The sequence below is a fragment of the Cedecea sp. Ae19-4 genome (genome assembly GCF_059801165.1).
In genome coordinates, this window is the sequence record NZ_JBCHWG010000002.1 from 576,408 (window position 1) to 600,501 (window position 24,094).

General features: G+C 55.5%; 21 protein-coding genes. 15 read left to right on the forward strand and 6 right to left on the reverse strand.

All coding sequences use genetic code 11. The features are described 5' to 3' along the window. Positions 1–101: 101 nt before the first annotated feature. The 3 genes from malG to malE all read right to left on the reverse strand — a co-directional run bounded on the left by malG (position 102) and on the right by malE (position 3,939). Positions 102–992, reverse strand: a complete 891-nt coding sequence (gene malG / locus AAIE02_RS15495) for a maltose ABC transporter permease MalG (RefSeq protein ID WP_008455854.1) — start codon at positions 990–992, stop codon at positions 102–104. 11 nt (positions 993–1,003) lie between these two features. After that, a complete protein-coding gene (gene malF / locus AAIE02_RS15500; RefSeq protein ID WP_498532853.1) occupies positions 1,004–2,548 on the reverse strand; it encodes a maltose ABC transporter permease MalF in 1,545 nt (514 codons plus the stop codon). Between the two features lie 200 nt (positions 2,549–2,748). Next, entirely contained in the window at positions 2,749–3,939 is a 1,191-nt protein-coding gene (gene malE / locus AAIE02_RS15505) for a maltose/maltodextrin ABC transporter substrate-binding protein MalE (RefSeq protein ID WP_498532854.1), read from the reverse strand. Positions 3,940–4,313: 374 nt separating this feature from the next. On the opposite strand from malE, the gene malK reads away from it, so the two are divergent. The 5 genes from malK to ubiA all read left to right on the forward strand — a co-directional run bounded on the left by malK (position 4,314) and on the right by ubiA (position 9,414). Beyond that, a complete protein-coding gene (malK, locus tag AAIE02_RS15510; protein ID WP_008455848.1) occupies positions 4,314–5,423 on the forward strand; it encodes a maltose/maltodextrin ABC transporter ATP-binding protein MalK in 1,110 nt (369 codons plus the stop codon). Positions 5,424–5,465: 42 nt separating this feature from the next. Further along, on the forward strand, positions 5,466–6,788 hold the full coding sequence (locus AAIE02_RS15515) for a maltoporin (protein WP_336709054.1): 1,323 nt from the start codon (positions 5,466–5,468) through the stop codon (positions 6,786–6,788). A 99-nt stretch (positions 6,789–6,887) separates the two neighbouring features. After that, positions 6,888–7,844: a maltose operon protein MalM gene (gene malM / locus AAIE02_RS15520; RefSeq protein WP_498532855.1), complete on the forward strand. Its 957-nt coding sequence runs from the start codon at positions 6,888–6,890 to the stop codon at positions 7,842–7,844. A gap of 188 nt (positions 7,845–8,032) precedes the next feature. Then, complete coding sequence (gene ubiC / locus AAIE02_RS15525) at positions 8,033–8,542, forward strand: chorismate lyase (RefSeq protein WP_008455844.1); 510 nt, start codon at positions 8,033–8,035, stop codon at positions 8,540–8,542. Then, complete coding sequence (ubiA, locus tag AAIE02_RS15530) at positions 8,542–9,414, forward strand: 4-hydroxybenzoate octaprenyltransferase (RefSeq protein ID WP_498532856.1); 873 nt, start codon at positions 8,542–8,544, stop codon at positions 9,412–9,414. Before ubiC ends, ubiA begins: the two co-directional genes overlap by 1 nt. 60 nt (positions 9,415–9,474) lie before the next feature. Here ubiA and plsB read toward each other — a convergent pair whose 3' ends face one another. Beyond that, positions 9,475–11,904, reverse strand: coding sequence for a glycerol-3-phosphate 1-O-acyltransferase PlsB (plsB, locus tag AAIE02_RS15535; RefSeq protein WP_008455842.1), 2,430 nt, complete (start codon positions 11,902–11,904; stop codon positions 9,475–9,477). 131 nt (positions 11,905–12,035) lie between these two features. Between plsB and AAIE02_RS15540 the strand changes: the two genes are divergently transcribed. The 4 genes from AAIE02_RS15540 to AAIE02_RS15555 all read left to right on the forward strand — a co-directional run bounded on the left by AAIE02_RS15540 (position 12,036) and on the right by AAIE02_RS15555 (position 14,979). Continuing rightward, positions 12,036–12,404, forward strand: coding sequence for a diacylglycerol kinase (locus tag AAIE02_RS15540; protein ID WP_008455840.1), 369 nt, complete (start codon positions 12,036–12,038; stop codon positions 12,402–12,404). A 109-nt stretch (positions 12,405–12,513) separates the two neighbouring features. Next, the gene (gene lexA / locus AAIE02_RS15545; RefSeq protein ID WP_008455837.1) at positions 12,514–13,122 is read left to right on the forward strand and encodes a transcriptional repressor LexA; all 609 of its coding nucleotides are present in this window, start codon (positions 12,514–12,516) and stop codon (positions 13,120–13,122) included. Between the two features lie 77 nt (positions 13,123–13,199). Beyond that, complete coding sequence (gene dinF, locus AAIE02_RS15550) at positions 13,200–14,534, forward strand: MATE family efflux transporter DinF (protein ID WP_498532857.1); 1,335 nt, start codon at positions 13,200–13,202, stop codon at positions 14,532–14,534. Between the two features lie 235 nt (positions 14,535–14,769). After that, entirely contained in the window at positions 14,770–14,979 is a 210-nt protein-coding gene (locus AAIE02_RS15555) for a CsbD family protein (RefSeq protein ID WP_008455833.1), read from the forward strand. Positions 14,980–15,054: 75 nt separating this feature from the next. On the opposite strand, the gene zur is transcribed toward AAIE02_RS15555, so the two are convergent. Next, complete coding sequence (zur, locus tag AAIE02_RS15560; RefSeq protein ID WP_008455832.1) at positions 15,055–15,567, reverse strand: zinc uptake transcriptional repressor Zur; 513 nt, start codon at positions 15,565–15,567, stop codon at positions 15,055–15,057. 95 nt (positions 15,568–15,662) lie between these two features. Here zur and AAIE02_RS15565 point away from each other — a divergent pair, with 95 nt between their 5' ends. From AAIE02_RS15565 to dusA, 3 genes are all read left to right on the forward strand, one after another. Further along, positions 15,663–16,166, forward strand: coding sequence for a cupin domain-containing protein (locus tag AAIE02_RS15565; RefSeq protein WP_498532858.1), 504 nt, complete (start codon positions 15,663–15,665; stop codon positions 16,164–16,166). A gap of 170 nt (positions 16,167–16,336) precedes the next feature. After that, positions 16,337–17,644 carry a conjugal transfer protein TraF gene (locus tag AAIE02_RS15570; RefSeq protein ID WP_336983318.1) on the forward strand — a complete coding sequence of 436 codons (1,308 nt, stop codon included), beginning with the start codon at positions 16,337–16,339 and terminating at the stop codon, positions 17,642–17,644. 85 nt (positions 17,645–17,729) lie between these two features. Then, positions 17,730–18,734 (forward strand): tRNA dihydrouridine(20/20a) synthase DusA, encoded by a 1,005-nt coding sequence (dusA, locus tag AAIE02_RS15575; protein ID WP_166993065.1) that lies wholly within the window; start codon positions 17,730–17,732, stop codon positions 18,732–18,734. Between the two features lie 208 nt (positions 18,735–18,942). On the opposite strand, the gene AAIE02_RS15580 is transcribed toward dusA, so the two are convergent. Continuing rightward, entirely contained in the window at positions 18,943–19,926 is a 984-nt protein-coding gene (locus AAIE02_RS15580) for a quinone oxidoreductase (RefSeq protein WP_498532859.1), read from the reverse strand. A 79-nt stretch (positions 19,927–20,005) separates the two neighbouring features. Between AAIE02_RS15580 and dnaB the strand changes: the two genes are divergently transcribed. The 3 genes from dnaB (at position 20,006) to AAIE02_RS15595 (ending at position 23,907) form a co-directional block, all read left to right on the forward strand. Next, positions 20,006–21,412 (forward strand): replicative DNA helicase, encoded by a 1,407-nt coding sequence (gene dnaB / locus AAIE02_RS15585; protein WP_008455821.1) that lies wholly within the window; start codon positions 20,006–20,008, stop codon positions 21,410–21,412. A 163-nt stretch (positions 21,413–21,575) separates the two neighbouring features. Further along, positions 21,576–22,655, forward strand: a complete 1,080-nt coding sequence (gene alr / locus AAIE02_RS15590; protein ID WP_336983321.1) for an alanine racemase — start codon at positions 21,576–21,578, stop codon at positions 22,653–22,655. Between the two features lie 58 nt (positions 22,656–22,713). Further along, complete coding sequence (locus AAIE02_RS15595) at positions 22,714–23,907, forward strand: amino acid aminotransferase (RefSeq protein ID WP_498532860.1); 1,194 nt, start codon at positions 22,714–22,716, stop codon at positions 23,905–23,907. The last annotated feature ends 187 nt before the right edge of the window (positions 23,908–24,094 follow it).

Sequence of the window (24,094 nt, forward strand, 5' to 3'; positions counted from 1 at the left end):
AAAAGGGCGGCCCTTGGGCCGCCTGAATAAAGAGCTAAGGTCAAAGTGAGGGTTGCAGTGGTATGGCATAAAGATGAAGCAAATGACTTCAGGGATAAACGTTAACCTTTCACCCCGCCAGCGGTCAGGCCGCTCACCAGCCAGCGCTGGGCCAGCAGGAACACAACGGTAATCGGTATCGCGGAGAGCACCGCCGCGGCGGCAAAATCGCCCCACAGGTAATTCTGCGGGTTAAGGTATTGCTGCATCCCCACGGCCAGCGTGTAGCTGTCCACGTCGCGCAGCAGCAGCGAAGCCACCGGCACCTCGGTAATCGCGGCAATAAACGACAGAATAAAGACCACGGCCAGAATCGGTACCGACAGCGGCAGCAGCACCAGACGGAATGCCTGCCACGGCGTCGCGCCATCCAGCGCGGCGGCCTCTTCCAGCGAGCCATCAATCGTTTCGAAATAGCCCTTAATCGTCCAGACGTGTAGCGCTATCCCGCCTAAATACGCAAAGATCACCCCACCGTGCGTGTTCAGACCAATAAACGGAATGTACTGGCCCAGACGATCAAACAGGGCATACAGCGCCACCAGAGACAGCACCGCCGGGAACATCTGGAAAATCAGCATCCCTTTCAGCAGCGTGGCTTTGCCGGGGAAACGCATACGGGCAAAAGCGTAGGCGCAGGTTGTAGAAAGGGTAACGATACCTATCGCCGTGATCCCGGCAATTTTTATCGAGTTCCACAGCCAGAGCAGCACCGGGAACGGTGGCGGCGTGACGCGACCGTCCGCGTGCTCAACGCTAAAGCCAAGCGCCAGCTTCCAGTGTTCCCATGAAACCTGGTCCGGGATCAGGCTCCCGGTGGCAAAGTTACCCGGACGCAGCGAGATGGCGATGACCATCAGCAGCGGGAACATGATTGCCGCGATAAACAGCAGCAGCAGAAAGTGCGTGAGAAACAGACGCAGCTTTTGAGATTTGGGTTGCACCATGGCCATCGTCGGTCTCCTTAATCAAACTTCATGCGGGTAGCTTTCAGGTTCACAATCGCAAGGCCGCCCACCAGCAGGAAGATAAGCGTTGCGATAGCTGCAGCCAGGCCAAAGTCCTGACCGCCGCCGCCTTCAAAGGCGATGCGGTAGGTGTAGCTCACCAGCAGGTCGGTATAACCCGCTGGTGTGGTCGTCCCGAGTCTGTCCGGGCCGCCGTTGGTCAGCAGCTGAATCAGAACGAAGTTGTTAAAGTTAAAGGCGAAGCTGGCAATCATCAGCGGCGTGAGCGGCTTAATCAGCAGCGGGAGCGTGATTTTAAAGAAGTTCTGGAACGGGCCCGCGCCGTCCATTGCCGACGCCTCATAAAGATCGTCAGGAATCGCTTTCAGCAGCCCCATGCACAGAATCATCATGTAGGGATAACCCAGCCAGGTATTGACGAGGATGATCATTGAGCGAGCGGTGGTTGGGTCGCTGAACCAGGCGGGCTTAATGCCGAACAGTGCGCTCAGCATCATATTGATTTCGCCAAAGCTTTGGTTGAATAAGCCTTTGAAAATCAAAATGGAAATAAACGAAGGCACGGCGTAGGGCAGAATTAACAACAGGCGATAAGCCGCCTTGCCTTTGAGCGCTTCCCACTGCACTACGCAGGCCAGCACCATCCCCACCGCGACGGTAAGAATCACCGTCAGCACCGAGAAAATCACCGTCCAGACGAAGATAGCCAGGAACGGTTTTTGGATCCCGTCATCGTGAAAAACGCGCAGGAAATTTTTCCAGCCGATAGTGACCGTATAGCCCGGGCTTAGCTGTTCTCCGGCCCAGCTGCCGTCGGCGTTTACCGACTCGTAAAAACCAATATGGTCGTTCGGGGCGTATTTTACGCTGGTCTGGTTATTGGTCAGCTCGCCGTTTTCTGCCAGAGTGTAGAGCGGGCGGGTGCCAGAGAATTGGCGCAGGGAGCTCATCACCACCTTGCTTTCATCCGGCAACACGGCGGTTATCTGGCTCAGCGCCTGGCGGTTTTGGGTGATCACGCGCAGGTTGCCGCGCTCTCCTGTTGGCAACGCATCGGCTTCTTTCAGCTGGATTTTTTGTTCACCACCAAAGGTAAACTTGTCCGAGACATAGTTTTTCCCGCTTTCCCCGTCGGTGAGCGCTAACGTCCATTCATTGCCGTCTGGGTAAAGGCCAAAGTTGAACGTTTTGCCTGCCTGATACTGGCGGTCCATCAGCACCTGCTGCGCGCGTTCAAACGTCAGCTGGTTGGTGCTGCTGTAGTTGGTAAAAGCGATAGCGATAGTGCAGATCAGCGGGAAGAGGACGAACAGCCCCATGCCGGCCATGCCGGGATAAACGTAGCGCCAGGCGTATGCCTTACGGTTAGCAAAAATATAGAGGCCAAGTGAGCTTAAAATCAGCGTCATTATGGCGAACAGGTACTCCCCCTGGGCGTACATTAAAACCACAAGATAGCCAACCAGCAGGCCTAATGCCCCGATGAGTGACCATTTCAGTCCCTCGCTTTGCCACCAGCGGCTCTTTTTAACTGCATCCATGGGGTGTTCCTCTACAGCGTGTTATTTCCCCTCACCCTAACCCTCTCCCCAGGGGGGAGAGGGGACAGAAAGGGCCTGTTTTCTCACTCCAGCGGGGGAGCGGGCTCAATCCGAATTCCGTCTCCCCAGTGGGAGAGAACCGGGTTCAGTCCAATTCCCCCTCTCCCCTATGGGGAGAGGGCCGGGGTGAGGGGCAAGATTTACTTAGTGATACGTCCCTGAGCATCCTTTAGCGCCGCATCAACGGTCTGGCGGCCGCTAACGGCGTTGATAACCGCGGTGCGTACGGCATACCAGAAGGCAGACATCTGAGGAATATTAGGCATAATCTCGCCCTTCTGGGCGTTATTCATGGTGGCGGCAATACGTGGATCTTTCGCCAACTGCTCCTGGAACGATTTCAGCGCCACGGCACCGAGCGGTTTGTCCCTGTTCACATCCGCCAGACCCTGGTCGGTCAACAGGTAGTTCTCAAGGAACTCTTTCGCCAGTTCTTTATTCGGGCTGGCGGCGTTGATACCGGCGCTCAGGACGCCGACAAACGGTTTAGACGGCTTGCCTTTAAAGGTAGGCAGCAGCGTCACGCCGTAGTTGATTTTGCTCTTGTCGATGTTAGCCCAGGCCCACGGGCCGTTGATCGTCATCGCCGTGTCGCCTTTGTTAAACGCGGCTTCGGCAATGGAGTAGTCGGTGTCGGCGTTCATCTGCTTGTTCTTGATCATATCGACCAGGAAGCTCAGGCCGGCTTTCGCCCCCGCGCTGTCTACGCCCACATCCTTCACATCATATTTGCCGTTTTCGAACTTGAAGGCATACCCGCCGTCTGCCGCAATTAGCGGCCAGGTGAAGTACGGTTCCTGCAGGTTGAACATCAGCGCGCTCTTACCTTTGGCCTTCAGCTCTTTATCCAGGGCGGGGATCTCCTCCCAGGTTTTCGGCGGGTTTGGAACCAGGTCTTTGTTATAAATCAGCGACAGCGCCTCTACCGCAATCGGGTAAGCGATGAATTTGCCGTTGTAACGTACGGCGTCCCAGGTAAACGGATAGAGTTTGTCCTGGAAGGCTTTGTCTGGGGTGATTTCGGCCAAAAGGCCGGACTGCGCATAGCCACCGAAGCGGTCGTGAGCCCAGAAGATAATGTCCGGGCCATCGCCGGTTGCCGCCACCTGTGGGAATTTTTCTTCAAGCTTATCAGGATGTTCAATGGTGACTTTAATACCGGTATCTTTCTCAAACTTCTTACCGACTTCGGCCAGGCCGTTGTAGCCCTTATCGCCGTTAATCCAGATGACCAGTTTGCCTTCTTCGATTTTTGCCAGTGCAGAGGCGGAAAGCATCATCGTTGCCAGGGCTGACAAAGCGAGAACGCGGGCGCCGGTTTTCATTTTCATGTTCCCATCCTTTTGAGTGGTGGTGTGCGCTTCATAGGGGAGTGCAGATTCACGGTGCTAAGTCTGCGGAGATGGCAAGCGCTTCTCATCCTCCTTTGCTCTACGCCCCTGGGCAGTTATCTGTGATCTGCTTTGCATAACTCAGCGTTATGTGTCCTGGCGCACATAAAAACGCAGCGAAAACTGAAGCCGCGATCACGAAAATCCCTTGTGCCGCCTGCAACCGGTTGCAGATACCACGCTCTCATCCTCCCGCCTCCTCCCCCATAAAAAAGCCATAGGGCGGAGGATTTACCAAATGTAGCTATCCCTCATAGTCGGACACATCTTGAATCACCTGTCCGACGGCAGGCGGCAGTAATGAGGGAGTGGTAATGGCGAGCGTGCAGCTACGGAACGTAACAAAAGCCTGGGGTGACGTGGTGGTGTCGAAAGACATCAATCTCGACATCAATGAGGGAGAATTCGTGGTTTTTGTCGGGCCATCTGGCTGCGGTAAATCAACGCTGCTGCGAATGATCGCAGGCCTTGAAACCATCACCAGCGGCGAGCTGCTGATTGGTGAAAAACGGATGAATGACACCCCACCCGCCGAGCGTGGCGTGGGCATGGTCTTTCAGTCATACGCCCTCTATCCCCATCTCTCCGTCGCCGAAAACATGTCCTTTGGCCTGAAGCTTGCCGGGGCAAAAAAAGACGAGATCAACCAGCGCGTGAATCAGGTTTCCGAAACCTTACAGCTCGCGCATTTGTTGGAGCGCCGCCCTAAGGCGCTGTCCGGTGGGCAACGTCAGCGCGTCGCGATTGGCCGAACCCTGGTGGCGGAGCCGCGAGTGTTCCTGCTGGATGAGCCGCTTTCCAACCTGGATGCCGCGCTGCGCGTGCAGATGCGCATTGAGATCTCCCGCCTGCACAAGCGCCTGGGCCGCACGATGATTTACGTGACCCACGACCAGATTGAAGCGATGACCCTGGCCGACAAAATCGTCGTGCTGGATGCCGGCCGGATTGCGCAGGTCGGGAAACCGCTAGAACTGTATCACTACCCGGCAGACCGCTTTGTGGCGGGCTTTATCGGGTCGCCAAAAATGAACTTCCTGCCGGTAAAAGTGACCGCGACGGCCATTGATCAGGTGCAGGTGGAATTGCCTAACCGTCAGCATGTCTGGCTGCCGGTGGAAAGCCGCAACGTTCAGGTGGGGGCCAATATGTCACTTGGCATTCGCCCGGAACACCTGCTGCCGAGCGACATTGCTGATGTCACCCTTGAAGGGGAAGTGCAGGTCGTTGAGCAGTTGGGACATGAGACTCAGATTCACATCCAAATCCCCGCCATTCGTCAAAACCTGGTTTACCGCCAGAACGACGTGGTGTTGGTAAAAGAGGGTGCCACATTCGCTATTGGCCTGCCGCCAGAGCGCTGTCATCTGTTCCGAGAAGATGGCACCGCATGTCGTCGGTTGCATCAAGAGCCCGGCGTTTAAGCATTCCCATAAAAAAGAAAAGCAATGATCTCAGGAGATAGAATGATGATTACTCTGCGCAAACTCCCACTGGCGGTCGCCGTGATTGCAGGCATCGTGTCTGCACAGGCCGGCGCCGTTGACTTCAAGGGCTATGCACGTTCTGGTATTGGCTGGACAGGCAGCGGCGGCGAGCAGCAGTGTTTTAAAGCGACAGGTGCCGGTTCTAAATACCGTCTGGGTAACGAATGTGAAACTTATGCTGAAGTTGAGTTAGGTCAGCAAGTTTGGCAAGAAGGTGAAAAAAGCTTCTACGTTGACACCATGATTGGCTATGCCACCAGCCAGCTGAACGACGTTGAAGACACCGACGGCGGCCCGCGTGTACGCCAGATGAACGTCGTGGGTAAAAACCTGATCGACGCGCTGCCGGGCGCGAACATTTGGGCAGGTAAGCGTTATTACAAACGCCATGACGTGCACATGATCGACTTCTACTACTGGGATATCTCAGGCCCTGGCGGCGGTATCGAAGATATCGATCTGGGCTTCGGTAAACTCTCCCTGGCCGCAACCCGTAACGGTGAAGCCGGTGGTTCAGAGGCCTTTATCAACGGTTCTACCAAAAATAAAGACCTGGCGAACGATATCTTTGATATTCGTTTAGGCCAGATGCAAGTTAACCCGGGCGGTTCTCTGGAAGTTGGTTTTGACTACGGCCGTGCAAACACCACCAAGCACTACGATTTTGTTGAGCAGGATGCGACTAAAAATGGTTGGTTGGGAACCGTAGAGCATACCCAGACCTTCCTCGGCACCAGCCTGAACAAATTTGTGGTGCAGTACGGCACCAACGCCATGGCGCAGACCAACGGTACCGGTCGTCCGGATACTTCCAGAAACAACGATGGCAAAATGCTGCGCGTCATTGACCACGGGGCTATCGACTTCAACGATACCTGGGGCCTGATGTATGTGGGTATGTACCAGGATATCAACCGCGATGATAACAACGGCACCAAATGGTGGACCGTGGGCGTTCGTCCTATGTACAAATGGACGCCAATCATGAGCACCTTGATGGAAGTTGGCTACGACAACGTGAAGTCTCAGCTGACCGACAAGAGCAACAATCAGTACAAAATCACCCTGGCGCAACAGTGGCAGGCGGGGAACAGCATCTGGTCTCGTCCGGCTATTCGCGTCTTCGCGACCTACGCCAAGTGGGATGAGAAGTGGGGTTACTCTTCCAGTGACGCCAGCGATGCTAACTACGTAGCTGGCACGCCATCCGGCATTGCTTTCAGCGATACCAGCGCCCGTACCTTTAGCCGTGGCAACGATAGCGAAGTGACCTTCGGTATTCAGATGGAAGCCTGGTGGTAAGTTAACCCACTGCGCGGGTGCTTAGCGCCCGCCAGTTTCACATGCCTGACCCGTCTCTTTTTTGCCTGAAGGAGGCGGGTTCGCTTCGAGGATAAAACAATGAAAAAACATCTTCTTGCGCTTTGCCTGCTTCCCGTTCTGGGCCTATCGTCCGTGCCGGCTTCTTTTGCCGCCAACACGGCGATTAACCCACAGAATGTCTCTACCGCACCGTCTATTCCTGCGGACAAATTACAAAGCCTGCCATGGGTTCCGTTGATACCTCCCGTCAGCCAGGACGTGGTGCTGAGCGCCTCTTCGGCCAGCATTAATGTCGGAGAGCTCACCGGGAGTGTGGCCGCCTTCGTGCTGCCAGCGGATCAGGGCTCACTGGAAATCACGTTGTCCAGCGTGGTTAAAGACCTGAGCGTTTATGCGCCAAACGTTCTGATTCTCGACGGGCAGATGCAGCCTTCTGCTTTCTTCCCGAGCAGTTACTTCCAGTACCAGAAACCGGGCATGACCTCCGGCAACCGTCTGGAAAACGTCATGAAGTTGACTCCGATGATGGGGCAAAAACAGATCTACATGCTGGTGTACACCACGAAACACGATCTGACGGAAACGACCCGCATGATCAACCCGGCGAAGCTTTATGCTGAAGGGGCAAGCAACGCCATTCCTGATGTGGCCGATCCGATTGCTAGCCACAGTGGGCAAGGTACCCTGACGGTGAAGCTGAAAACCGAACAAAACAGCGGCAACATCATGATCGGTAAGATCTTTGGTGGATCCGATACCAAACCTGTTGTGGTCGGTAACGTAGCGCCACTGACGGCCTACTCTGCACCGGCCGCTGCACCAGCACCAGCACCAGTGGCAGCGCCAGCTCCGGCGCCTGCCGCGAAAAGCGAGCCAATGCTCAATGATACGGAAAGCTATTTTAACCGCGCCATTAAACAGGCGGTGGATAAAGGCGACATTGATAAAGCCCTGAAACTGCTGAATGAAGCCGAGCGTCTGGGTTCCACCTCCGCCCGTAAAACTTTTATCAGCAGTGTAAAAGGCAAGGGGTAACCATTTCCCCACGTTGCTGATGCTTGAAGTATTGGTGCGCTCAGGCGCACCTTTTTTCTATAGCCTAAAAACTTTAAGTTGCTGTTGCTCAATTGTTGCGGTATTTGCCGCGTGTGTTGCCATTGTCTGCCCGCACAGAGATGTTCTGCGTTACAATGCCATCAGGTTATGTATCGGAGAGTATTCCCATGTCCGACGCGCTGTCGCCGTTGCGCGCCCTGAATTTCTACACGGAGGTCCCGCAAGGGCTTAGCTCCGCTTATCTCGACTGGTTATTGCTGGAAGATTCGATGACTAAACGCTTCGAACAGCACTGCCAAAAAGTCACCGTCCGCATCGTGCGCGAAGGTTTTGTCCCTGCTGGCAATGATTTGCCCGAAGCCGATTTATTACCTGCCTCTGCGCGTTACTGGCTGCGGGAAATTATCCTCTGCGGGGATGACGAACCCTGGCTGCTGGGGCGCACCGTGGTGCCTGAAAGCACGCTTGATGGCCCTGAGCTGGCTTTGCAAAAGCTTGGCGATACGCCGCTCGGGCGCTACCTTTTTAGTTCATCAACCCTGACGCGTGACTATATTGAGATTGGCCGCAGCGCCGAACTGTGGGGACGTCGTTCCCGACTGAGACTTTCCGGTAAGCCTTTGTTGCTGACCGAACTGTTCCTGCCGGCATCTCCGCTGTACGAAGAGGAAAAATAATGGAGTGGAGTCTTAAGCAGGGAAAACTGCTGGCTTATCACCGGTTAATGCGTACCGATAAGCCCATTGGCGCTTTGTTGCTGCTATGGCCCACGCTGTGGGCGCTGTGGGTGGCCACCCCGGGCTTACCCTCGCTGCTGAATCTGGTTGTTTTTATCGCTGGCGTCTGGCTGATGCGCGCCGCGGGCTGCGTGGTGAACGATTATGCCGACCGTAAATTTGATGGTCACGTAAAGCGTACCGCGCAGCGCCCGCTGCCCAGTGGCGCAGTTTCTGAGAAAGAAGCGAAGGCGCTGTTCGCGGTGCTGGTGGGCCTGGCTTTCCTGCTGGTGCTGACGCTCAACACCATGACGATCTTGCTGTCCGTGGCCGGCCTTGCGCTGGCATGGGTGTATCCGTTTATGAAGCGCTACACCCATTTGCCTCAGGTGGTGCTGGGTGCGGCTTTTGGCTGGTCCATTCCTATGGCATTTGCCGCCGCCAGCGAATCGGTGCCGTTAAGCTGCTGGCTGATGTTCTTCGCTAACATTTGCTGGACCGTGGCGTACGACACGCAGTATGCGATGGTCGACCGCGACGACGACCTGAAGATTGGCATTAAGTCGACGGCGATCCTGTTTGGCCGCAACGATAAGCTGATCATCGGCCTGCTGCAAATCGCCACCATGCTGTTGATGGGCGTTGTGGGCTGGCTCAATGGGCTGGGTGGCACGTTCTACTGGTCAATTTTGCTGGCGGGCGGGCTGTTTGTGCACCAGCAGAAGCTGATCGCCAAACGCGAGCGCGAAGGCTGCTTTAAAGCGTTTATGAACAATAACTATGTCGGGCTGGTGCTGTTCCTGGGCCTGGCGTTGAGCTACCTGCATTTCTGAGTCAGTCTTCAGGTAATAAAAAAGGCGGGTTAATCACCCGCCTTTTTCGTTTCTGCTGAATTAAGAAACCGCGTCCTGGGAAGCGGAGCTCTCAATCGTCAGACGTACGTCCGAGGTCACAAGATCGGCCAGCATCTGGTAAACCTTGATGGTTTCGGTCGCGTCTGCATCACCGGTATCGCTGATATAGCCTTCATCGCGCAGGGTAAGCACCAGCGAGGTAAAGACCGCTTTATCAAAGAATTCCGGGGCGTTAATGCCGTGCAGAACGGACAGTCGCTGCGCCACCGTGCGGCTTTCGCGTTCCAGCGTTCCGCGGTTGATCGACGGGTTGGCGCTCAACTGCCAGAAGGTGATGGCATACCGCTGGATTGTCTCGCGCACCCCCGCCGCCAGAAGCTGCAGAGTGCGTGAGCGGTGAGGGTTAATCTGCACTTCGTCACCGACAACCATGACCAGATCCTGACGCTCCATCTCCGCGATCAGCGCATCAATTTCTCTGCCCAGCTCGCTTTTTTCCCAACGCAGGAACAGCTCGGCTTTCAGCATCGGGTAAACAACTTCTATCTGACGCAGCAGCTCTGCGCGCGAGATGTGGCGATGCTGAGTGATGATGGACGCCATCAGCGACGGCAGCACCAGCATGTGCATGATGTTGTTGCGGTAATAGGTCATCAGCACGGCCTGCTCGCGCGGCAGAATGATGATGTCACCGATGGTGTCTTTCTCCACCTCGAACTTGTTCATCTGCAGCGCGTGGTCGATCAGCGCGTCAGCGGAAACCGTTGGTGCGGTGGCATCCGGAGAATACGGCACGTTACGCAGCAGGTTCAGGTAGCAGTCGAGCTGTTCGGTAAGCTGTTCACGGGTCAGCGAACGCTGGCGTGAAGCAAGCAGCGCGGTACAGCACAGGTTCATGGCGTTAGCGGCCCCTGCGTTGTTGATACGCACCATGATATCGGCAGCGATATCATTCACCGTTGGCGTCAGCCAGGCCGGGCGAATTGCTTCTATCGGATCGATAGAGTCTTTCCATTCCGGAACATGCTGGTTCAGGTAGGTCATCAGCGGCAGCGGTTCGCCGAAGTTAACGTAACCCTGGCCGAGGTTGCGCAGCTTACTCAGGCCGCGCACCATCTGCATGAAGCTCTCTTTTTCTTTGGTCGCACCGCGTAGCTCTTTCGCGTAAGTGCCCACTTCCATGACGTGCTCGTACCCGATGTAAATCGGCACCAGAGTGATCGGGCGGGTGCCGCCACGTAGCATGGCCTGAATGGTCATCGACAGCGTGCCAGTCTTAGGATCCAGCAAACGACCGGTACGGGAGCGGCCACCCTCGACAAAGTATTCAACGGAATAGCCGCGGCTGAACAGCTCGCCCAGATATTCGCGGAATACCGTGGAGTAAAGCTTGTTGCCCTTGAAGGTACGGCGAATAAAGAACGCGCCCAGGCGGCGGAAAATCGGGCCGGCTGGCCAGAAGTTCAGGTTGATCCCGGCGGCAATGTGCGGCGGAACCAGCCCCTGGTGATAAAGCACGTAGGAAAGCAGCAAATAGTCCATGTGGCTGCGGTGGCAGGGCACATAGACGATTTCGTGGCCATCATGGGCAAGCTGACGCACGCGTTCGGCGTTATGCACGTTAATGCCCTGATAGAGGCGGTTCCAGGTTAAACCTAAAACGCGGTCCGTCAGACGTACGGCTTCGTAGGAGAAGTTCGCGGCAATCTCTTCCATCAGCGCGACGGCATTTTGCTGCGCTTTTTCGTGGGAGATTTTCTTGCTGCGGGCTTCATCTTCTACCGCGCGGGCAATCGCTTTTGACGCCAGCAGCTTGTTGAAGAGATCCTGGCGGACCGGCAGGCGCGGGCCAACGGCGGCCAGGCGCTGGCGGGCAAAGTGAGTGCGCGCCACGCGAGCCAATTTTTGGGCAATAATCTTGTCCGTGCCGTGTTCGGTTGCCATGCGGCGAAGCGAAACCGGCGGCGAGAAACGCACGAAGCTATCGCGACCCAGCCAGGAAACCGCAAAGAATTTCTGGACGCCGTTCAGCGTGCGTAAAGGCGGGTTGATTTCCCCTTTTTCGCGCCCTGGCGAGCGGCCGAACATCACGGAAACCGGCACCATCTGTACATCGAGATCGGGATTGCTGCGGTGCAGATCCAGATAATCGTGGAACAGTTTTACCGACTCTTCTTTTGGCGTGTAATAGGTGAAGACGCGCGGCCCGCCGTGGATAAACACGTAGCGCGGCAGCAGTACGCCGTCAATTTCCAGAGGTTCCAGCGGGTCGGGCAGATCGTGATCCAGACATTGGGCACGCAGCGTCAGTAAGTCTGCCTTAGAATTGTAGGGCAGGACGTACATGATGGGGCGTGAAGGGTCCAGACCGAGTTCGGTTTGGGGATCCGCCGGGATAGACTTGCTCTTTACCAGAACGCTTAATGGTAAATTCAGTAATTTGTAGTAAATTCTTGGCCAGCCTGACATAAATGATGTAAAGCCTCAGGTTAATAATGCAAATGCGCCGCAAGGATATCAGAAACTCTGGGGAATTTCTGTGGCGCTGCGATTTAGACTCAGTGAGCATTGACGCTCAATATTTAAAAAGGTTTCCTTGAATGGCGAATAATACCACCGGCATCACCCGCATTATTAAGGCTGCAGGCTACTCGTGGAAGGGGTTGCGTGCGGCCTGGATCAACGAAGCCGCCTTTCGTCAGGAGGGCGTAGCGGCGGTCATCGCTATCATCATCGCCTGCTGGCTGGACGTGGACCCCATCACGCGTATTTTACTGATTGGCTCGGTTGTTTTGGTGATGATTGTCGAAATCCTCAACAGCGCCATTGAAGCGCTGGTTGACCGTGTCGGCACCGAGTACCACGAGCTTTCAGGGCGAGCCAAAGATATGGGTTCCGCCGCCGTATTGATAGCGATTATCCTTGCGGTTGCAACCTGGGCCACCTTGCTTTGGTCACATTTGCGATAGCCCTTCCAGAACAGTTTAAGTCGCTGGTTTTTTGCTTAATTTGTGGTTTCAAAATCGCCCGGGGCTGTATATACTCACAGCATAACTGTATAAACACCCAGGGGGCGGAATGAAAGCACTAACTACCAGGCAGCAAGAGGTGTTTGATCTCATTCGGGATCATATCAACCAGACCGGCATGCCACCTACGCGCGCCGAAATTGCACAACGTCTGGGGTTCCGTTCTCCAAACGCCGCGGAAGAGCATCTAAAAGCGCTGGCACGTAAAGGTGCCATCGAGATTGTTTCTGGTGCATCACGCGGCATTCGTCTGCTGGTTGAAGAAGAAAATGGCCTGCCGCTGGTGGGCCGTGTTGCCGCCGGTGAGCCGCTGCTGGCGCAACAGCACATCGAAGGCCACTACCAGGTTGACCCTTCTCTGTTCAAGCCGAATGCCGATTTCCTGCTGCGCGTCAGCGGCATGTCGATGAAAGATATCGGCATCATGGACGGTGATTTATTAGCCGTTCACAAAACCCAGGACGTGCGTAATGGCCAGGTCGTTGTCGCGCGTATCGACGATGAAGTGACCGTAAAACGCCTGAAAAAGCAGGGCAATACCGTGCACCTGCTGCCGGAAAACAGCGAATTCCAGCCTATTGTGGTCGATCTTCGCGAGCAGAATTTTAGCATTGAAGGCCTGGCCGTCGGGGTGATCCGCAACGGTGAATGGCTGTAACACCTCTTCCGGTGGTGCGGTAACTCTGCCGTGCCACCTGCCTTAAACACCTCTCTTTTTTCCTCTGGATCATTCCCATGCGATTCTTTTCGTCAACGGATGGTGCGCTGTGGCGGCTTGCGCTGCCGATGATTTTTTCCAATATCACCGTTCCGTTACTGGGCCTGGTCGATACGGCGGTCATTGGCCATCTTGATAGCCCGACCTATCTTGGCGGGGTGGCTATCGGCGCCACGGCGACCAGTTTCCTCTTTATGCTGCTGCTTTTTCTGCGCATGAGCACCACCGGGTTAACGGCACAGGCGTTTGGTGCGAACGATCCACAGCGGCTGGCGCGCGCACTGGTTCAACCCCTGATGCTGGCGATGATAGCCGGGCTGGCTATCGTGGTCCTGCGTTATCCACTGATCAACCTTGCGCTGCACGTTGTTGGCGGCAATGACGAGGTGTTGGATCAGGCAAGGCGGTTCCTGGAGATCCGCTGGCTTAGCGCCCCGGCCTCACTGGCTAACCTCGTGCTGTTAGGCTGGTTGTTGGGCGTTCAGTATGCGCGGGCGCCGGTCATCCTGTTGGTCGTCGGCAATTTGATTAATATCGTGCTCGACCTCTGGCTGGTGATGGGGCTGCACATGAACGTGCAGGGGGCGGCGCTGGCCACGGCGGTGTCCGAATATGCGACGTTTATCATCGGCCTGGTGATGGTGCGGAAGGTACTGAAGCTGCGGGGCATCAGTTGGGCTCGTCTCAAAACGGCCTGGCAAGGGGACTTACGCAAGCTGCTGGCCCTCAACCGCGATATCATGCTGCGTTCGCTGCTGCTGCAAATTTGCTTTGCTTCAATCACCATTTTTGGTGCGCGTCTCGGCAGCGAAATTGTTGCCGTTAACGCCGTGCTGATGACGCTGTTGACCTTTACCGCCTATGCGCTGGACGGTTTTGCTTACGCCGTAGAAGCCCATTCAGGGCAGGCTTACGGGGCGCGTAACCGTGGGCAGTTGCTCGAAGTTTGGGGGGCTGCGTGCAGGCAGGCGGGGCTGGTTGCGATAGCATTTGCCGCTATTTATGCTTTTGCTGGGGAGCAAATTGTCGCGCTGCTTACCTCCCTGCCGGAGCTTCGTGTTCTGGCAAATCATTACCTTGCCTGGCAGGTTGTTTTGCCGGTCGTGGGCGTTTGGTGTTACCTGCTGGACGGTATGTTTATCGGCGCGACGCGGGGTGCCGAAATGCGTAACAGCATGGCGGTTGCGGCGCTGGGCTTTGGCGTGACGATGTTTACGCTGCCTTTGTGGGGTAACCACGCCCTGTGGCTGTCTCTGGCGGTGTTTCTGGCCTTGCGTGGCCTGTCGCTGGGCGTCATCTGGCGGCGCCACTGGCGTAATAACACCTGGTTCGCTACATCGGGCGGCCATTGATCGAACCTCCTGGCCTTCGTTAACCCTGCTCCTGTCGTGCTGATTTCTCGTTTCTAAGACGAGGAATCAGCGTTCCATCGCTTTTAAGAATGGTTAAAGATTCTGAGTTTTAAATGTAACTCGGAATCCTTGTCTACAATTACCTTTACATCCAGCAGACAGTGGGTGTGTTCCAGAAAGTCAGCATCCTGCAGCCCGGATGCGAAAATCTAAACCGAACGATGAGGAGATGATGATGAATAAGGACGAAATCGGCGGTAACTGGAAGCAGTTCAAAGGTACGATCAAAGAGAAATGGGGTAAGCTGACCGATGACGATATGACCGTCATCGAAGGGAAGCGTGACCAGCTGGTGGGTAAAATCCAGGAACGCTATGGCTACGCCAAAGACCAGGCAGAGAAAGAAGTGAAGGACTGGGAGTCCGGGAGCAATTACCGCTGGTAATCTGGCGGACCCTCAAATGTGCTAATCAGTAAGTAAGACCAATCCTGCCCGGGTACAGGGATGTACCACTCCCTCTTAACGCTTTTTCTTCGGCTGCACTGAATGATCGTGATCGCAGGCGCCGTGGTGGCTACAGGCTTCAACTTCCGAGCAATCAGCGCACAATCCGTGGGCTTCAATCACGTTATGGCGCAGGGCAAACCCCATTTTGGACGCCAGTTTCTGCATAATATCTTCCACACCCTGAGCGGCCTGCTCTTTTACGGCCCCACATCTGTCGCAGATAAACATGGCGGAAGAGTGGGTTGGATGATCGATAAAATTACACAGCACGTAACTGTTGTTGGATTCCACGCGGTGCACAAAACCCTGCTCCAGCAGAAAATCCAGCGCGCGATAAACCGTTGGAGGCTTAGCCTGTGGCTCGCTAACGCGCAGGAGATCCAGCAGATCATAAGCGCTGATGGCCCCGGTTTGCTCGGCCATCAGGCGCAAAACCTCGAGACGCTGTGGCGTCAGGCGTACATTGCGTTGCAGGCAGAGCTTTTCAGCCTGAGCTAACACGTTTTGCGAAGTTGTGGTATCCATCAGCCTCTCCCGGTCATTGACGCAATACTTTACCATAATGCGGATAAAACGCCGAATCCTGGTACATACTGACCCTATCTACCCAGGAGGAAGTGATGCAAAAACCTGATTGTATTCGTCACTGGCGCGAGCTGGAAGGCGAGGATGACGCAACTTACCCGGACAGCGCGGAGCTGTTTTCTATTGGCGCTCCTCTGGCCCGTAATTTCGGTTTAAACCGCCTTGGGATTCACCATGAGCGTATTCCTCCCGGCCGCAGAACCTCTTATCCCCACGCGGAAAGCAGCGAAGAAGAGTTTGCGTATGTGCTCGAAGGGCACCCCGAAGTGTGGATCAACGGTCATCTTTGGGCGCTCGAGCCGGGCGATAGCGTGGGATTTCCTGCCGGAACCGGCATTTGCCATACCTTTATTAATAATACCGAACAGGATGTGCGGCTATTAGTCGTAGGTGAAGCGAATAAAGCCGAAAATAAAATTTATTACCCGCTAAATCAGTCTTATGCCGTGCAGCGGCAGGACCGTTGGATAGATCATCCGCCTCAATTCTTTGGCCCGCACAACGGTCTTCCTTCACGAAAGCCGAAGGGTAAACTATAAATTAATTAGCATGGAACAATAAGACGTTAACCCTAAGGATATATCTGGGATCCTGATGGTTCAAATATCCATCTTTTTATCGCGCTATTCACAGCAATAGTCTGCCTCTGTTCAGTCATAACTGTCAGGGGCGAATTACTTCATCTGACAATCAGACAGGCGTGCTGTGAATGAATAAAATAAAATCTTCGGTGGCGACACTCGCCGCAACCTTCTTTATTGCCCATCAGGCCGGGGCAGCAGGGACCTGGTCCGAAGCGCGAAACGATGCGATGGGGGGCACCGGCGTGGCTTCGGCTAATTATGGCAGCGGCGTATTAATCAACCCGGCGCTATTAGCCCGGTCCAAACCAGACGACAATATTACCGTTATTTTACCGTCTGTCGGGGCGCAAATAACGGATAAAGACAACCTTCAGGATCGCATCGACGGCATCAGCGACAAAGTTGATAACTATAAACAATCTATTGGGTCGTTGACGCTGCGGGATATTCTTTTTAATCCGAACGGAACGTTAAATCAGTTTCGCAGCGCAGCAGGAGATTTAGCAGGGGAACTCGAAGATTTGCGGGGCGATACGGCAAGGGCCAAAGCCGCCGCGGGGATTGCGGTTAGCATCCCAAATGACACTCTCTCCGTGGCTTTCGTCACTAAAGCTTACGCCCGAGCGAAAGTCAGCTCTGATATCGATCAGAACGACATCAATTACCTGCGAAGTATCCAAAACTCCAGTGCGGTAGCGGGAGAGGTGGCGTTTGATGCGCTGCAAAATGGTTCCGGTCAGATTACCCGTAACCTGAACTCGACCGCTTCCGGTCGCGCGGCCATTGTTTCTGATTATGGGATTGCTCTTGCCCACAAGTTTGACGTTAGCGGCGTGCCGGTGTCAGTTGGCGTCACGCCTAAGCTGCAGAAGACCTGGTTGTATAACTACACCACGTCCATTTACGACTATCGCAGCGGCGACTGGAAGAACAGTCAGTACCGCAACGATGACACTGGATTCAACCTTGACGCAGGCGTGGCGGCCGATTTTGGCGAGAACTGGACAGTCGGCCTGAGCGGCCAGAACCTGGTGTCCCGCGATATCGACACGAAAGATATTCGCATCACTAACGGACGTACCGGCGAAGTACGGAACTACAAAGATACCTGGCAAATCAGCCCGCTGGTGACCGCCGGGGTAGCCTGGCATAACGAGCTGGTGACCCTGAGCGCGGACGGCGATCTGACCGAAACCAAAGGCTTTAAAAGCGAAGCCAACTCTCAGTATGTGGGTGTTGGCGCTGAGGTGAGGCCGCTTTCCTGGCTGGCGTTGCGTGCCGGCTATCGTGCGGATGTGAAAAGCAATGACAGCAACGTCTTTACCGGCGGGGTGGGGTTCGCGGCAGGCAAACACGTCAATATCGATTTGATGGGCCTGTACGGCGAAGACCAAACCTGGGGCGCGGGGGCGCAGTTGAGCGTGGCCTTCTGATGCTGAATGCCGGGGCAGCCTGATGCCCCGGCGCTGCTTTATGCTATAGTAACGACCCTTTTTTAATCGTAGCCTGCGTAAACGTATGTCCTCACAAAGCAACCAGACTCCTTTCCAGCCGCACCGTTTCTCCATTGCGCCGATGCTCGACTGGACCGATCGCCACTGCCGCTATTTCCTGCGTCAGCTGTCCCGCCACACGCTGCTGTACACCGAAATGGTGACCACCGGGGCGATCATCCACGGTAAAGGGGACTATCTGGCCTATAGCGAAGAAGAACATCCGATTGCGCTGCAGCTTGGCGGCAGTGATCCTCAGGCGCTGGCACACTGTGCGAAACTCGCCGAAGCGCGCGGCTACGATGAAATTAACCTGAACGTGGGCTGCCCGTCTGACCGGGTGCAGAACGGGCGCTTTGGTGCTTGCCTGATGGGTGAAGCGCAGCTGGTTGCCGATTGTATTAAAGCGATGCGCGATGTGGTTTCTATTCCGGTGACGGTAAAAACCCGCATCGGCATTGATGATCAGGACAGCTACGAATTTCTCTGCGATTTCATTGGCACGGTGGCAGGCAAGGGCGAATGCGAGATGTTTATCATCCACGCGCGTAAAGCCTGGCTCTCTGGCCTGAGCCCAAAAGAAAACCGTGAAATTCCACCGCTGGATTACCCGCGCGTGTACCAGCTCAAGCGTGATTTCCCGCAGCTCACCATGGCGATTAACGGCGGGATTAAGACGCTGGAAGAAGCGAAAACCCACCTCGAGCATCTCGATGGCGTGATGGTCGGGCGCGAGGCTTACCAAAACCCGGGCTTGCTGAAGACGGTTGACCGCGAAATTTTCGGGGCAGATGTTGCGGACAGCGATCCCGTTGCCGTGGTGCGAGCGATGTATCCATACATTGAACGCGAACTGGCAAACGGCACCTACCTGGGCCATGTAACTCGGCATATGCTTGGTTTATTCCAGGGAATACCGGGCGCGCGTCAGTGGCGCCGTTACTTAAGCGAAAACGCTCATAAAGCCGGGGCAGGCATTGAAGTGGTTGAACACGCGCTGTCTTTGGTTGCCGATAAGCGCCAGCTTTAGCCTTAAGGCCACCGGGAGAATTCAGGTATTGCGGAGCCGATCACAAGCCTGAACTTAATCCCGGTGGCGTCATTTCTTTTACTTATTAAATCTGCGACTATTCTTTTGCAGTAACAAGAATTCATCGCGCTGTACCCTACATACAGCACGAACAAAAAAGAAAGGGCTTCCTCCGGGAAGCCCTAATTCTTTCTGAATTTTAAAAGGGTTACGGAATTAACAGGCTTGAACCCTGCGTGGCACGGCTCTCCAGCGTCTGGTGTGCAAGCACCGCATCCTTCAGCGCAAATTTCTGGTTTTCCGCGACATCCACCTTAATCGCGCCGCTGGCGATCAGCGAAAACAACTCGTGGCAGGCTTCATCGAACTCGGCGCGGGTGGTGAGATAGCCGTTCAGAGAAGGGCGAGTCACGTACAGCGATCCCTTCTGGTTCAGAATGCCCAGGTTCACGCCGGTCACAGGCCCGGAAGAGTTACCAAAGCTCACCATCAGCCCACGGCGCTGCAGGCAATCCAGCGACGCTTCCCAGGTCTCTTTCCCGACGGAGTCATACACGACTGCCACTTTCTTGCCGCCGGTCAGCTCTTTGACGCGCTCAGAGATATTTTCGTGCTGATAGTTGATGGTTTGCCACGCCCCGGCCTGCAAAGCGCGATCGGCCTTTTGTGCTGAACCGACGGTACCAATCAGTTTGGCGCCCAGCGCTTTCGCCCACTGGCAGGCAATTAAGCCCACGCCGCCCGCCGCCGCGTGGAACAGGAAGGTTTCATTGGCTTTAATTTCGTAGGTTTTACGCAGCAGGTAAAACACGGTCAGGCCTTTCAGGAAAGAAGCTGCTGCCTGTTCGAAAGAGATAGCATCCGGGATTTTAGCGACTTTATCGGCTGGCGCATTGTGAACGCTGCTGTATGCGCCCAGGCCAGACTGCGCGTAAACAACGCGATCGCCAACCTTCAGGTGAGTGACTTTGCTGCCGACCTTGCTGACAACGCCAGCCGCTTCGGTACCCAGCCCGCTCGGGAGCGCCGGTGGCGGATAGAGCCCGCTGCGGATATAGGTATCAATGTAGTTAATACCTATCGCTTTATTCTCAACCTGAACTTCGTTCTCCTCCGGATCTTTCGGCGTAAACTCAAAGGCTTTCAATACTTCTGGCCCGCCGTGTTGGCTAAATTCGATGCGCGTTGCCATGGAAACTCCTTGTGTCGAAGAGTGACAAGAATGGTTATACTTCCCGGTCTCTCACTATGAATTTGGTAGCTCCCTCACTATGGCAGGAAATAAACCCTTCAACAAACCGAAAGAACCCCGCGACCGTCAGGTAGAAGGGCTGAAGATGCCGCCGCACTCGCTTGAGGCGGAGCAGTCGGTGTTGGGCGGTTTAATGCTGGATAACGAACGCTGGGACAACGTCGCCGAGCGCGTGGTCGCTAACGACTTCTTCAGCCGTCCGCACCGCATGATCTTTACCGAAATGCAGCGCCTGCTCGAAATGAGCAAACCCATCGACCTGATTACGCTTTCTGAATCCCTGGAGCTCCAGGGGCAGCTCGAGAGCGTCGGTGGTTTTGCTTATCTCGCGGAACTCTCTAAAAACACGCCAAGTGCGGCGAACATCAGTGCTTACGCGGATATCGTGCGCGAACGTGCGGTTGTGCGTGAAATGATTGCGGTCGCCAATGAAATTGCCGATGCCGGCTACGACCCGCAGGGGCGCACCAGTGAAGATTTGCTGGATCTGGCAGAATCCCGCGTTTTCCAGATTGCCGAAAACCGCGCTAACAAAGATGAAGGCCCGAAAAGCATCGACCAGATCCTGGAAGCCACGGTTTCCCGAATTGAGTCCCTCTACCAGACGCCGCACGACGGCGTCACGGGGGTGGATACCGGCTACCAGGATCTGAACAAGAAAACAGCGGGCCTCCAGCGCTCTGACCTGATTATCGTGGCCGCTCGTCCGTCGATGGGTAAAACCACTTTTGCGATGAACCTGTGCGAAAACGCCGCCATGCTGCAGGACAAACCGGTACTGATTTTCAGCCTCGAAATGCCCGGCGAGCAGATCATGATGCGTATGCTGGCGTCGCTGTCGCGCGTGGACCAGACCCGAATCCGTACCGGCCAGCTGGACGATGAGGACTGGGCGCGTATCTCCAGCACCATGGGCATTTTGCTCGAGAAGCGCAACATGTACATTGATGACTCTTCTGGCCTGACGCCAACCGAAGTGCGCTCCCGTGCCCGCCGTATCTACCGTGAGCATGAAGGTTTAAGCATGATCATGATTGACTACCTGCAGCTGATGCGCGTGCCGTCGCTGTCCGACAACCGTACGCTGGAGATCGCCGAGATTTCCCGCTCGCTCAAGGCGCTGGCAAAAGAACTTCAGGTTCCGGTGGTGGCGCTGTCGCAGCTTAACCGCTCCCTGGAACAGCGCGCCGACAAACGCCCGGTCAACTCTGACCTGCGTGAATCTGGGTCCATCGAGCAGGATGCCGACTTGATCATGTTTATCTATCGCGACGAGGTTTACCACGAAAACAGCGACCTGAAAGGTATCGCGGAAATCATCATCGGTAAGCAGCGTAACGGCCCGATCGGTACCGTACGCCTGACCTTTAACGGCCAGTGGTCACGCTTCGATAACTATGCCGGGCCGCAGTACGACGAAGAATAAAAATCCTCGTCATCCTTCAAGCCACAGCGGCGTGGGCTGCACTCATACCCGAACCACTTACTTTAGTAAGCTCATTGGGCTGAGTTATTTTGCCGCCTTGCTGTGACCTGAATGATTTAGAGGATGGGTAGCATTTAATCCAAACACTGAGCAAGGAACGAACATGCAAGCGGCAACCGTCGTCATTAACCGCCGCGCTCTGCGACACAACCTGCAACGCCTCCGCGAACTGGCTCCGAACAGTCGCCTGGTGGCAGTCGTGAAAGCAAACGCCTATGGGCATGGTCTGCTGGAGACCGCCCGCACCTTAGAAAACGCCGATGCCTTCGGCGTGGCCCGCCTCGAAGAAGCCCTGCGCCTGCGGGAAGGTGGCATCACTAAACCCGTTCTGCTGCTGGAAGGGTTCTTCAATCCTGAAGACTTGCCGACGATTGCCGCCCAGAACTTCCAGACGGCGATCCACAGCATTCAACAGCTGGAAGCGCTAGAGCAGGCCGATCTCAGCCAGCCCATCACCGTCTGGATGAAGCTGGACACCGGGATGCACCGCCTCGGCGTGCGCCCGGAAGAGGCCGAAGCTTTCTATCAGCGCCTGGCCGCCTGCAAAAACGTCAGCCAGCCGGTAAACGTGGTGAGCCACTTTGCCCGTGCCGATGAGCCGGAGTCCGACGCCACCCCGCGCCAGCTCGATATCTTTAATTCTTTCACTGCAGGCAAGCCGGGGCAGCGCTCTATCGCCGCCTCGGGCGGCATTCTGCTGTGGCCCGACTCGCATATGGACTGGGTTCGCCCCGGCATCATCCTGTACGGCGTTTCGCCGCTGGAACAAAAGCCGTGGGGTGAAGACTTTGGTTTCCAGCCGGTGATGTCTTTAACCTCAAGCCTGATCGCGGTTCGCGGCCATAAAGCCGGGGAGCCGGTCGGCTACGGTGGGACCTGGACTGCCGAGCGTGACACCTGCCTTGGCGTGGTGGCTATGGGCTACGGTGACGGCTACCCGCGCAGCGCGCCGTCCGGCACGCCGGTGCTGATCAATGGTCGCCAAGTGCCCATTGTGGGGCGCGTTGCCATGGACATGATTTGCGTTGATTTAGGCCCGGATGCCGCCGATAAACCGGGCGATAGTGCAGTGCTGTGGGGGGAAGGTTTGCCGGTCGAACGCATCGCCGAATATTCGAATGTAAGTGCTTACGAACTTATCACTCGCCTGACTTCAAGGGTAACAATGAAGTATCTGGACTGAGTGTCCTCGCCTGGTTTACAGTGGAAATCCGCGAACTGTAAACCAGGAGAACCTCACCGTGTTTCAAAAAGTTGACGCCTATGCTGGCGACCCGATCCTTTCCCTCATGGAACGCTTTAAAGTCGATCCGCGCAGCGACAAGGTCAACCTCAGCATCGGCCTCTATTACAATGAAGACGGGGTGATCCCGCAGTTACAGGCCGTGGCAGAAGCAGAAGCTCGCCTGAACGCGCACGCTCACGGCGCCTCTCTCTATTTACCGATGGAAGGCATGAACAGCTATCGTAGCGCCATCGCGCCGCTGCTGTTTGGTGCTAACCACCCGGCGCTGGTGGAAGGTCGCATTGCCACCGTGCAAACGCTCGGGGGGTCCGGTGCCTTAAAAATTGGCGCTGACTTCCTGAAAACCTATTTCCCTGATTCACAGGTATGGGTCAGCGATCCAACCTGGGAAAACCACGTCGCCATCTTTGAAGGCGCGGGTTTCACCGTGAATACTTACCCGTGGTTCGACAGCGCAACCAACGGCGTGCGCTTTGAGGCGCTGCTGGAAAAACTGAATACGCTGCCTGAACTTAGCATCGTGCTGCTGCACCCTTGCTGCCACAACCCAACCGGCTCGGATCTCACCGACAGCCAGTGGGATGCCGTCACGGAAATTCTTAAAGCACGCAACCTGATCCCGTTCCTCGACATCGCCTATCAGGGCTTTGGCGCGGGTATGGAGCAGGATGCCTATGCCATCCGCGCCATCGCCTCCTCCGGGCAGCCGATGCTGGTCAGCAATTCCTTCTCTAAAATCTTCTCTCTCTATGGCGAACGCGTGGGCGGGCTTTCCGTAGTTTGCGAAGACAGTGATGTCGCAGGGCGAGTGCTGGGTCAGCTCAAAGCTACCGTGCGCCGCAACTACTCCAGCCCGCCGAACTTTGGGGCGCAGGTTGTGGCGACCGTTCTGAATGACGAGAAGCTGAAAGCGAGCTGGATTGCGGAAGTGGAAACCATGCGCGTGCGTATTCTGGAAATGCGCCAGGTGCTGGTGGAAGTGCTGACTAAAGCTGTGCCGGGGCGCAACTTTGATTACCTGGTGAAACAGCGCGGCATGTTTAGCTACACCGGGCTAAGCGCGGCTCAGGCCGACCGCCTGCGTGATGAGTTTGGCATTTACCTGCTCACCAGCGGTCGTATCTGCGTTGCCGGGCTTAATCACAGCAACGTTCAGCGCGTGGCGCAAGCGTTCGCTGCAGTGATGTAAGTGCTCGCTAACTTTATTTAGTTACCGCATGTTCTCTTTTTCCTCTCCCGTTTGGGAGAGGAAATTCCTGCTCTATTCTGTGACCCTGCCTATTTTCTCTGACATAAAACTGAAAAAAAACTTTGTCGATCGGTCCCCGGCAGGTATGGTCGGAAGGCTTTATGGCAAGGCTGCTCATTTTAACAAC